This window comes from Streptomyces sp. SID8352 (assembly GCF_009862265.1).
Classification (GTDB): domain Bacteria; phylum Actinomycetota; class Actinomycetes; order Streptomycetales; family Streptomycetaceae; genus Streptomyces.
The window spans coordinates 18139-29057 of record NZ_WWGX01000003.1; the positions used below are offsets into that span (position 1 = coordinate 18139).

The following is a 10919-nucleotide window of genomic DNA, read 5'->3' on the forward strand; positions in this document are numbered from 1 at the left end:
GTCCCTCGTCCACTTCTTACGTGTCGGTCCGGTCTTCCGTCGCCCGCGTCTCGTGCTCCCGGAGCAGCCGCAGCGCCTCCTCCTCGGACAGTCCCTCCACCGAGGCGAGCAGGCCGTCGTCGTCGGTGCCGAGGGCGTCCCCGACGGCCGCGGTGAGCCCGTCGACGCTGCCCTCGGTGAAGATCACCGGCAGCGGCACCTTCACCCCGAACGCCTGCTCCATCCGCGTCATGAGCTGGACCGCCTGGAAGGAGGTGCCGCCGATCGCGAAGAAGCTCTCGGCGGTGTCCACCTCCGCCGCGTCCAGGCCGAAGACCTGCTGCCAGATCGCGGTCAGCTCCGCGCGCACGTCCGTGCTCACCCGGCGGCCTCCGTCCACTCGTCGGCCGCGATCCCCTCGGCCGTCTCCCACGGCGTCCGGTACTCCATGGACACCGCGTGCCGCGCCACCACGTCGCGGTGGGCCCAGACCTTCTCGAAGGCGTCGGCGTAGGCGGACAGCAGCGGTCCGGCCGAGGGCGACAGATGGGCCTTCTGGAGCGTGAACGAGTCGTCGATGACCGCGAGGGCGGTCGGCTGGTCCTCCGCCCGGTACGCGCGCGGCGCCACGCCCGGCAGTTGCCAGGGCAGGCCGCCGAAGCCGAGCCGCTCCCGGAAGACCCGCTGCTGCGGCAGCGACATCATCTGGTAGTGCCCGGCCGGCACGCCCTCGGCGCGCAGCGCCCGCATCAGGGCCGCCCGCAGCGGCCCGGCGTACCCTGCGGCCAGGTCCCAGGCCCCGGGATCGGTGCGGAAGCGCAGGATGTGCCAGGCGTGGTCGCGGTCGTCGGGCACCTCGGGGACGAGCAGTCCGGGCAGCGCCGCGAGGCGGCCCAGGAAGCGGCGCACGTTCTCGTCGCGCAGCTTCGCCTCCTCGTCGAAGCGCTCCAGCCGGCTGCGGGTGAAGGCGGCCTGGATGGCGTTCGGCTTGTGGTTGAAGCCCAGCAGGTGGCCGACGTAGGAGCGTTCGGCCTTCTTCGTGGCGACCTCGCCGAACTGGCGCAGCATGGCGGCCCGGCGGGCGACGCCGTCGTCGTCGGTGGTGATCAGGCCGCCCTCGCCGCAGGTGGCGAGGTTCTTGCTGACGTTGAGGCTGAAGGTGTTCACCTCGCCGATGGAGCCGACGGTCCGGCCCCGGTATGCGGCGCCGTGCGCCTGGGCCGCGTCCTCGACCACGGCCAGGCCGTGCCGGTCGGCGACGGCGCGGATCTCGTCCATCTCGGCGGGCAGGCCGTGCAGGTGGACCACGACGACCGCCCGGGTGCGCGGCGTGATCGCCGCCTCTATCAGCTCCGGCACCATGTTGTAGGTGCGCGGGTCGATGTCCACGAACACCGGGACGGCCAGGACGTGCAGGGGAGCCACCGCGGAGGCGATGAAGCTCAGCGCGGGCACGATCACCTCGTCACCGGGCTCGACGCCCAGCGCGCCCAGGGCCACCGAGAGGGCGGCGGTGCCGTTGCTCACCATCACGCAGTGGCGGGTGCCGGTCCGCTCGGCCCACTCCCGCTCCAGCGACTCGATCTCCCGCTCGCCGACGGCGGCGGTGGTGAACCGGCCGCTGGACAGCGAGCGGAGCACGGCCTCGCGGTCCGCGTCGGTCACCAGCGGCCAGGCCGGGATGCGGTGGGTGCGGGGCACCGCGCGGGCACCGCCGAGCATGGCCAGTCGGTCCGGGGACGCCTGCCGCGTCGGCCGGGGCGCGGAATCGGTCATCAGAGTGCGGCTCCTTCGTGCCCGAGGGTGTCGAGTACCTGCTCCAGGTCGGAGCGCAGCGCGTGGCTGCGGCGCGCCAGCCGGTCCGGGCCGAGGTCGCCGGAGGCGGTGAGCGCGGACATGATGCGGAGGGCGGAGAAGTGGTGGGCGATCCGCTCCACGCCCCGGGCCGCCTCCGCGAGGCCGGGCGCGTCCAGGGTGCGGGCGGCCAGCGCCAGCCAGTCGGCGTGGACGGCGGCGCAGGCCAGGGCCGCGCCGGTGACGACGAACAGCTCGTCGCGGACCGCCTCGCCGGCCGCCAGCCGCTCGCCCGTGCGGGCGAGGAAGGCGGTCAGCCCCTCGGCGCCGGTCAGGCGCGGACCGGTCTCGCCCTTGCGGAAGCCCTCCACGTTGCGCTCGACGACCGAGCGGATGTGCGTGCGGTCGAAGGGGGGCATGTCCTTCGGCCCGGCGTCGAGTTCGACGGACAGCCAGCGGTTGCCGATCCGGACGTCGGTGAAGAACATGTCCCGGTCGTGGACGGCCGGGTTGCCCGAGTCGCGGGCCGCGGCGAGCTGCTCCAGGGTGATGTCGCCGTGGAAGTGGGGCGGGACCGCGTCCAGCACCCGCACCGTGCCGCGCTCCTCGTCGAACCCCTGGACGATCACCAGGTGGTTGGAGTGCACGTCCCGGTAGGCGGGCCGGAAGGGCAGCTCGAAGTTGTCCACGGCCACCGCCGCCAGCCGCCCGGCCGCCACCTCGTCGCGGACCTGGGCCCAGCCCTCGGCCGCGTCCGCCGGGTGGTGCCACACGGAGCGCACCGGATGGTGCGGGGCGAGCGCGCCGAGCAGCGAGACGCCGCTGTCGCACGGGTAGTAGTACTCCTCGCGCCGCAGGTCGCCGGGGAGGTGCAGGAAGCCCCAGGCGGCCCCGAGGGTCTCCAGCGGGGCCACGCCCCGGTGGTGCAGGAGCGCCGCCATGCAGCCGTGCAGGCAGCCCGCGAGGTCGTGCCGCCAGCCGAGGGCGTGGGGGACGAGTGCCGCTGTCACCGGGTGGCCTCCTGCCGCGCCGAGGGGGCGAGGGTGATCGCGAAGAGGTGGATCGCCGGGTTGTCCGGGAGCCGGAAGGCGCGCAGCCGCTCCTCCCGGGTGACGGGCACCCGCTGGTGCCACACGGTCGGGCCCATGGCGTGCTGGACGTGGCGCGGGTAGTGCAGACGGGTGCACGAGAAGGCGGGGCGCTCGCCGAACCGGGAGGACGTCTCCGGCCAGAAGTCCGACACCCGCAGCCACTCCGGGTCCACGCCGCCGTCCGCGAAGTGCAGCAGCAGCGGGTCCTCGGTGCGGCGTTCGGCCGCGGCCAGGACGTGGATCCAGTCGTAGCGTCCCTCGGGCACCGGGACGAGCTGTCCGCGGCAGCGCACGTTGTCCGGCGCCCCGCCGCCCGTCGCGGGCCAGCGGAACGGGACGCCGTGCACCTCCACCGGTCCGGCCGGGGGCAGTTCGTCGGCGGGGAAGGTGTTGCCCCAGATGTTGAACGCGCCGTCGGACAGCCGGTCCGGGCGGGTGACGCCGACGTTGTCGGCGAGCGCCGTCAGGTCCAGCGGGACGGGGGCGGTGGTCGAGGTGGTCAACTCGGTCCTACTCCAGCCGTGTCGCGGGCGGGCGTGGTGGGGGTGCCGGAAGGCTCCCGGCCGGGGGCCAGGCGCAGCACGGCACGCAGCCGCGGATGCAGGGTGCGCGGCATCAGATGGACGCCGACCCGCTCGCGCGGGGCGGCGAAGTGGTACGCGCCCGGGGCGACCGGACGGGCGAGACCCGTCAGCCGCCCGGTGAGCAGCCGCCGGGCGTCGGGCGGGGCGTCCTCCCACAGGTCGACGCCGACCGGCTCGCCCGGTCCGAAGGCGCCGGGCGCGCCGTGCCGGGCCGCGCGCAGCGCCTCCTCGGGCCGCACGCCCGCGCCCACCACGGCCAGCAGCCCGGCCGGCCCGGACAGCCAGCCGACGAGCACGTCGGACGGGAGCGGGGCACGGTCCGCCAGGGGCAGCGCGGACGGGTCGTGGGCGGCGCCCGGCACGCGTTCCAGGGTGGTCTCGGACAGCGGCTTGTCGTCGGCGGACCAGTGGCGCACGGCGCGGAAGCCCATCCGGGCGTACACCCCGGGCAGGCACCGCTCGACCACGGCGTTCAGCCACAGCCGGGGCACGCCCTCGGCCAGCGCCGCCGCCTCGACACCCGCCACCAGCCGCCGGGCCAGGCCCCGGCCGTGGTGGGCCGGGTCCACGCAGACCCGGTGCACCTCCCAGCCGCCCGACGCGTCCGCGGACACCCGCAGCGCCCCTGCCAGCCGTCCGTCGTCCGTCTCGGCCACCCAGATCCGGGTGCCCCGGGCGAGCCCGCGCCGCACGGCGGCCTCGCTCTCCCGGGCCCCGTCCGGCACCGGCAGGCCGGGCAGCGGGTCGGACCCGGCGTAGGCGAGGCGGGTCAGTTCGGCGATCCGGCCCGCGCGGGCGGCGGCCCCGGCCGGGGACAGGCGGCGGACCCGCGGCTCACCCATGGCCGAGCAGCAGGTCGAGGTAGCAGCGGGCGCCGAACTCCAGCGCCTCGACCGCGATGCGTTCGTCGGCCACGTGCAGCATGTCCCGGTAGGAGGCGGTGCCGCCGTGCAGCAGCGGCAGCCAGCCGTACGTCTCGATGCCGAGGCCCGGGAAGAGCCGGGCGTCGGTGGAGGCCGTGGTGACCATCGGCACCGGGACCCCGTCCGGGTCGTGCCGCCGCAGCACCCCGGTGAGACGGGAGTAGAAGTCGCCCAGCCGGGGCTCGGGCATCTGCTCGCCCTCGACGAAGACCTCGAGGTCCATCTCCACCCCGGCCCGGGCCCGCAGCTCGGCGAGGAAGCCGGGGGTGTCGAACGGGCCGGGCAGCAGCCGCCCGTCCAGCTCCACCGTGATCTCGGCGGGCAGCACATTGGTCTTGGTGCCGCCGTGGATCACGGTGGCGTTGACGGTGTGCCGGACGACGGAGCGCAGGTAGCGGATGTCGGCGTCGTCGAAACCGGCCAGTGGGGAGGCGTCGGAGGGGTCGGCGCGGAAGGCGCCGACGCGGGCCGCCTCCTCCGCCGGGAGGGCCGCCTCCAGCTCCTTGAGCATCAGGTCCACCGGGGGTGTCAGCAGCACGCCCAGGCCGCCGTCCGCGATGGCGCCGAGCAGCCGGGTCAGCTTGTGCGCCGCGCCCGAACCGTCGGTGACCCGGGAGGCGTGCCCGGCGGTGCCGCGCAGGACCGCGCGGACCCAGCAGGCCCGCTTCTCGGCGACCACGACGGGGTGGAACCGGGTCCGCCCGCCCAGCGAGAGGGTGGCGCCGCCGTCCTCGCCGATCGCGTGGCGCACCCCGGCGAACAGCTCGGGGTGCTCGCGCACCAGGTACTTCGCCCCGGCGGCGCTGCCCGCCTCCTCGTCGCACACCACGGCCAGCAGCACGTCACCGGCCGGGGCGCGCCCGGTGGCCCGCAGGGTGAGCAGGGCGTCGAGCATCATGGCCAACTGGCCCTTCATGTCGACCGCGCCGCGCCCCCACACCTCGCCGTCGACCAGCTCACCGGCGAACGGGTCGCGGGTCCACGGCTGCCCCCGGGTGGGGACGACGTCGACGTGCGCGTGCAGCAGCAGCGGGGGCGCCTCGCCCCGGCCGGGTATCCGGGCGACGAGGTTGGGCCGGTTCGGCTCCCGGCCGAGCAGCCGGGTCTCCACGCCCGCGGCGGCGAGCAGTCCGGCCACGTGGCGCACGCAGGCGGCCTCGTCGCCGGGCGGGTTGGTGGTGTCGAAGCGGATCAGCCGCCGGGTCAGTTCGACGACACCGGGGCTGTCCGCTGCGGTGGTCCCTTCGGCGCTCATGCGGTCGTCTCCGTCCCGGGGGCCAGGGGGGCCAGGTCGTGCGCCAGCACCTCGACGAGCGGGGCGGGCGCCTTCAGGAAGTCGTAGTGGGCACCGTCGAGCAGCACCTCGCGGAGGGCGTCCTCGGGGACGTAGGCGGACCAGCCGCCCATCAGGGCGGGCGGGATCACCTCGTCGCCGCGCCAGCCGACGGAGGTGAGCGCGGTGGGCAGCGGGAAGGGCGCGTCGACCCGGTAGCGGCGGTTGGCCTCGATGTCGGCGGCCAGCACCGAGACGCCCAGCTCGATCAGGTCGGGGTGCGGCTCGCCGCCCGCCGCGCGGGCCAGCGCGGCCAGTTCGCCGGCCAGCTCGTCCTCGCCCAGGTCCAGCAGCCTGCCGTACGGGCCGTCGTGCGGGGCCACCTGCGAAGACACGACGAGCCGGTCCGGCAGGCGCAGCCCGCGGCGCTCCAGCTCGCGCACGGCCTCCACGGCGGGCAGGACGCCGCTGCAGTGGCCGAAGAAGACGAACGGGCGGTCCAGGTGCGGGGCGAGGGCGTCGACGAGCGGGCCGGCCAGCTCCTCGTAGGTGCCGAAGTGCGGCTCGCGCAGCCGCGCCTCGCGCCCCGGCAACTGGACAGGGAGCAGCTCGGCGCCGCCGATCCGCTCGGGCCAGAGCGTGTACATCGACGCGCCGACACCGGCGTACGGGAAGAGGAAGACCCGGGCGGCGGCGTCGGGTCCGGGGCGGCGCAGCAGCCACTTCGCCGGACGGGCGGGGCGGGCCCGGGGCGGGGCGGTGCCCGCGGGACCCTCGGGGGCGGCAGATGTCATCGTCGTACCTCGGGGAGGGGGCCGGAGGCGGGGGAGGGGTCCGGGGCGGTGGTGGCGCCCGACTCCTCGACGAGTTCCGCCAGTTCGGCCACGGTCGGGTTCAGGTAGAGGTCGCGCAGCCGGACCCGGAGGCCGTAGCGCTCCCCGATCCGCCGGATCAGCACGGTGGCCTGGAGGGAGTGGCCCCCCAGTTCGAAGAAGTCGTCGTCGGCCCCGATCTCGTCCAGCCCCATCAGCTCGGCCCACAGAGCGGCCAGTTCGTGTTCCAGGCCGGGCGAAGGGGACCGGAAGTCGGAGTCGAGGTCGGGGCGTTCGCGGATCTCGCGGGCCTCCAGGGCGGCCCGGTCGACCTTGCCGTTGGCGGTCAGCGGCAGTGCCCCGAGCCGGGCGACGGCGGAGGGCACCAGATGGGGCGGCAGGGTGCGGGCGAGGGCCTCGCGCAGCGCGGCGGGGCGGACGTCGTCGTCCCCGGTGAAGAACGCGACCAGGCGCTTTCCCGTCTCCGGGTGGGTGTGCACCACCACACCGGCGTCCCGGACGCCGGGCTGGTCCAGCAGGGCGTTCTCCACCTCGCCGGGCTCGATGCGGAAGCCGCGCACCTTGACCTGCCGGTCGGCGCGGCCGAGGAAGTCGAGGGCGCCGTCGGGGCGGCGGCGCACCAGGTCCCCAGTGCGGTAGAGCCTGGCCCCGGGGCGGCCGGAGAACGGGTCGGGCACGAACCGGTCGGCGGTGAGCGCTGCCCGTCCGGCGTAGCCGCGGGCGAGACCGGAGCCGCCCGCGTACAGCTCGCCCGCCGTGCCGTCGGGCACCGGGCGCAGCGCCCCGTCCAGGACGTGGACCTCGGTGCCGTTGACGGGGCGGCCGATGGGGACGGGGCCGTCGCCGACGGGGGCGGTCATCGGGTGGCAGCAGGTGAACGTGGTGTTCTCGGTGGGTCCGTAGCCGTTGACCACGGTGATGCCGGGCAGCGCGGCCAGGACGCGGTCGACGTGCCGGGGCGAGAGCACGTCGCCACCGGCGAGCAGCACCCGCAGGCCGCCGAGCCGGTCGAGCGGGCCCTCCGCCATCTGATGGAAGAGTCCGGCGGTCAGCCACAGCACGCTGACGCCCTCCTCGGCGACGGTGGCGGCCAGCGCCTCCGGGGAGAGGCCGCCGGGGGGCTGCACCGCGAGCCGGGCGCCGTTCAGCAGCGGGGCCCAGATCTCCAGCGTCGAGGCGTCGAACGCCAGCGGTGCCGCCATCAGGAACACGTCGTCGGGGCCGACGGTGAGGTAGTCGCTGTCCAGGACGAGCCGCAGCACGGCCCGGTGCGGCACGACGGCGCCCTTCGGGGTGCCGGTGGAGCCGGAGGTGTACGCGATGTAGGCGGCGGTCTCCGGGCCCACGGGGACCCCGAGGTTCCCGGCGGGTTGTCCGGCGAGCGCCTCGTCGAGGACGTCGAGGTCCTGGACCCGGGCGAGTCCGGCGACGCCCTCCAGGGTGGGGCCGTGGGCGATCAGCAGGTCCAGGCCCGCCTCGGCCACGAGGAGTTCATGGCGTGCCCGGGGCTGGCGCGGGTCGAGTGCGACGTAGTGTCCGCCGGCCTTGAGCACGGCCAGCAGCGCCACGACGGTGCCGACGGAGCGTTCCAGGCAGACGCCCACCGGTGTCTCGACGCCGGCTCCGCCCTCGCGCAGGTGCCGGGCGAGCCGGTTGGCCCGCTCGTTGAGCTGACGGTAGGTGAGCCGGTCGCCGCCGAGGCCGATCGCCACCGTGTCCGGTGTGCGGGCCGCCCGGCGTTCGAAAGCCGCGTGCACCGACGCGACGGTTGATCCCATTCCCCGTTCCCTCTGTCCTCGCGTGACACGAATCGGGCCGGACCTTCATTTCAGTCGCGTAGGCTCAGCGGCCTCGGATCGGTCCAGATCCGGGCGATCTCGTCGAGGCATTCCGCACGTTTCCCGGTGAATCCGACGGTGTGCCAGCCGGGCGGCGGTTCGCCTCCCGGGGCCCATACCGAATACTGTTCCTCGTCATTGACGACAATGACCCAGGAATCCCGGTCGTTTTCCGTCGTCGTTCCGGTCACTCCGCCGCCCCCGGTCCATGCTCGTCGAATTGCGGATTACCCGGAAGACGCTAGGGGATTTCCCGGGGCAGCACATCCACTCTCCCGTGGACTCTTCCCCGAACGGTGTGTGGACGACGGCGCCGGGCGTGGACGCCACGCTTACCCGCGTGCACGCCCGGCGGCCCTGCCGAGGGCCCGGCAGTCCGGCTCAGGCGGACTGCTTCACCAGCCCCGAACGGTAGGCGTAGGACACCAGCTGGGCCCGGTCGCGCACGCAGAGCTTGTTGCGCAGCCGGTGGAGGTGGGTGCGGATGGTGCTGACTCTGATGGACAGTCTCTCCGCCACCTCCTCGATGGACATGCCCTGGCCGACCAGGGAGAGCACCTCGCGCTCGCGGGCCGTCAGGGTGCTGACGGCCGGGCTCTCCTCGGTGCCCGGGTGCGGGTCGCGGCTGCGGAACCAGTCGACGAGGCGTCCGGCGACCTCGGAGGAGAGCGCGGTGCCGCCCGCGGCCACGGTGCGCACGGCGTGCTCCACCTCCTCGCGCTTGGAGTCGCCGATCAGCACGCCGTCCACGCCGGCGCGCAGCACCTCGCCGATGGTGGCGTCGTCCCAGTCCATGGAGAACGCGATGCAGCGGGCCTCGGAGGCGGACGCGTCGTTCTCGGCGACGACACGGCGGATCAGCTCCACGCCGGACATGCCACGGTAGGTCAGACCGCTGATGACGACGTCGGGCCGGTGCTGGCGGATGAGCATGAGGGTGCTCATCGCGCTGTCGGAGACCCCCACGACCTCGATGTCCTGGGATGCTTCCAGGAATGTCTGGAGACCATTCCTGATGATGGACACTTCGTCACAGATGAGAACCCTGATCGGACCCATCAAGCACACGTCCGATGTGAATGCGGATGGTACTTCGGCAATAAAACGCGTTCGCCATTCATCTTACCCCCGGTCTCACGTCTCTTGTGTCGACATATTCCGACTCGATTCGATCACGAGGTGTGAGACAGTGTCAAAGGTTTGATCGGCGGACTGTCGCGAAATCATCCTTGCCCAGTGGGCCGGGATCCGTCCGCCATGCCCGCGGCCAGGGTCGTGCCGTCGGCCGGTTCGATCAGGAGGAAGGCGCCGGTCCGGCGGCAGTCCGCGTAGGCGTCGACGGCCAGGGGCTCGGCGGTGCGCACCACCACCCGGCCGATGTCGTTGGCGGTGAGGCCCCCGGAGTGCGAGGGGATGTCCTCGACGACGGCCTTGACGGTGCGGGTGCCGTGCTTGACGAGGACCCGGTGGCCGACGGTGAGCGGCCGGTCCGCGACGTGGCAGACGGTGCCCCCGATGACCCGCGTGGTGGGCGGGGCGTCCCGGGTGGGCACGATCAGGTCACCGCGGGAGACGTCGAGGTCGTCGTCGAGCAGCAGTGTCACCGACTGCGGTGCGAAGGCCGTCCCGACCGGCTCGCCGAGCAGGTCGATGCCGGACAGCCGCGAGGTGCGGCCGGAGGGCAGCACGGTGACCTCGTCGCCGACGCGGAGGGTCCCGGCGGCGATCTGGCCCGCGTAGCCCCGGTAGTCGGGGTGTTCGGCGGTCCGCGGCCGGATCACGTACTGCACCGGCAGCCGCGCGGGCCGGTGCGGCAGGTCGTGGCTGACCGGGACGGTCTCCAGGTGCTCCAGCAGGGCCGGGCCCCGGTACCAGGCCATGCGGTCCGAGCGGTCGACGACGTTGTCGCCGACGAGTGCCGAGACGGGCAGGGGGGTGAAGCCGGGCAGGTCCAGTTCGGCGGCGTACGCGGCGAAGTCGCGGACGACGCGGTCGAAGACCCCCCGCTCGTATCCGACGAGGTCCATCTTGTTGACGGCGAGGACGACGTGGGGGACGCGGAGGAGGGCGGCGATGGCGGCGTGGCGGCGGGTCTGTTCGACGACGCCGTTGCGGGCGTCGACGAGGATGACGGTGAGTTCGGCGGTGGAGGCGCCGGTGACCATGTTGCGGGTGTACTGCACGTGGCCGGGGGTGTCGGCGAGGATGAACCGGCGGCGGGGGGTGGCGAAGTAGCGGTAGGCCACGTCGATGGTGATGCCCTGTTCGCGTTCGGCGCGCAGTCCGTCGGTGAGGAGGGCGAGGTCGGGGGTGTCCTGGCCGCGGTGGGCGGAGGCGCGTTCGACGGCTTCGAGCTGGTCGGTGAGGACGGACTTGGAGTCGTGCAGGAGGCGGCCGACGAGGGTGGACTTGCCGTCGTCGACGGAGCCGGCGGTGGCGAACCGCAGGAGGGTGGTCTCGGCCNGGGNNCCGGTGGTGGTGCTCATCTCTAGAAGTACCCCTCGCGCTTGCGGTCTTCCATCGCGGCCTCGGAGAGCTTGTCGTCGGCGCGGGTGGCGCCGCGTTCGGTGAGGCGGGAGGCGGCGATCTCGGCGATGACCTTCT

General features: G+C 74.2%; 11 protein-coding genes and 1 pseudogene. All 12 read right to left on the bottom strand.

Annotation, left to right across the window (positions count from 1 at the left end):
- Positions 1 to 16: 16 nt before the first annotated feature.
- Positions 17 to 361 carry an acyl carrier protein gene (locus GTY84_RS01125; RefSeq protein ID WP_161224112.1) on the bottom strand — a complete coding sequence of 115 codons (345 nt, stop codon included), beginning with the start codon at positions 359 to 361 and terminating at the stop codon, positions 17 to 19.
- The gene (locus tag GTY84_RS01130) at positions 358 to 1755 is read right to left on the bottom strand and encodes a DegT/DnrJ/EryC1/StrS family aminotransferase (protein WP_161224113.1); all 1398 of its coding nucleotides are present in this window, start codon (positions 1753 to 1755) and stop codon (positions 358 to 360) included. The genes GTY84_RS01125 and GTY84_RS01130 overlap by 4 nt, the downstream gene beginning before the upstream one ends.
- Positions 1755 to 2783, bottom strand: coding sequence for a BtrH N-terminal domain-containing protein (locus GTY84_RS01135; RefSeq protein ID WP_161224114.1), 1029 nt, complete (start codon positions 2781 to 2783; stop codon positions 1755 to 1757). The genes GTY84_RS01130 and GTY84_RS01135 overlap by 1 nt, the downstream gene beginning before the upstream one ends.
- Positions 2780 to 3367 carry a hypothetical protein gene (locus GTY84_RS01140; RefSeq protein WP_161224115.1) on the bottom strand — a complete coding sequence of 196 codons (588 nt, stop codon included), beginning with the start codon at positions 3365 to 3367 and terminating at the stop codon, positions 2780 to 2782. The genes GTY84_RS01135 and GTY84_RS01140 overlap by 4 nt, the downstream gene beginning before the upstream one ends.
- On the bottom strand, positions 3364 to 4290 hold the full coding sequence (locus GTY84_RS01145) for a GNAT family N-acetyltransferase (RefSeq protein WP_161224116.1): 927 nt from the start codon (positions 4288 to 4290) through the stop codon (positions 3364 to 3366). The genes GTY84_RS01140 and GTY84_RS01145 overlap by 4 nt, the downstream gene beginning before the upstream one ends.
- Positions 4283 to 5626, bottom strand: coding sequence for a M20/M25/M40 family metallo-hydrolase (locus GTY84_RS01150; RefSeq protein ID WP_161224117.1), 1344 nt, complete (start codon positions 5624 to 5626; stop codon positions 4283 to 4285). Before GTY84_RS01150 ends, GTY84_RS01145 begins: the two co-directional genes overlap by 8 nt.
- On the bottom strand, positions 5623 to 6438 hold the full coding sequence (locus GTY84_RS01155) for a thioesterase (RefSeq protein ID WP_161224118.1): 816 nt from the start codon (positions 6436 to 6438) through the stop codon (positions 5623 to 5625). The genes GTY84_RS01150 and GTY84_RS01155 overlap by 4 nt, the downstream gene beginning before the upstream one ends.
- A complete protein-coding gene (locus GTY84_RS01160) occupies positions 6435 to 8255 on the bottom strand; it encodes a non-ribosomal peptide synthetase (protein ID WP_161224119.1) in 1821 nt (606 codons plus the stop codon). The genes GTY84_RS01155 and GTY84_RS01160 overlap by 4 nt, the downstream gene beginning before the upstream one ends.
- 50 nt (positions 8256 to 8305) lie before the next feature.
- Entirely contained in the window at positions 8306 to 8506 is a 201-nt protein-coding gene (locus GTY84_RS01165) for an MbtH family NRPS accessory protein (RefSeq protein WP_161224120.1), read from the bottom strand.
- Between the two features lie 190 nt (positions 8507 to 8696).
- Positions 8697 to 9374 (bottom strand): response regulator transcription factor, encoded by a 678-nt coding sequence (locus GTY84_RS01170; protein ID WP_161224121.1) that lies wholly within the window; start codon positions 9372 to 9374, stop codon positions 8697 to 8699.
- 164 nt (positions 9375 to 9538) lie between these two features.
- Positions 9539 to 10801, bottom strand: coding sequence for a GTP-binding protein (locus GTY84_RS01175; RefSeq protein ID WP_161224122.1), 1263 nt, complete (start codon positions 10799 to 10801; stop codon positions 9539 to 9541).
- A 2-nt stretch (positions 10802 to 10803) separates the two neighbouring features.
- Positions 10804 to 10919: pseudogene (locus GTY84_RS01180) on the bottom strand (sulfate adenylyltransferase small subunit); the annotation flags it as partial.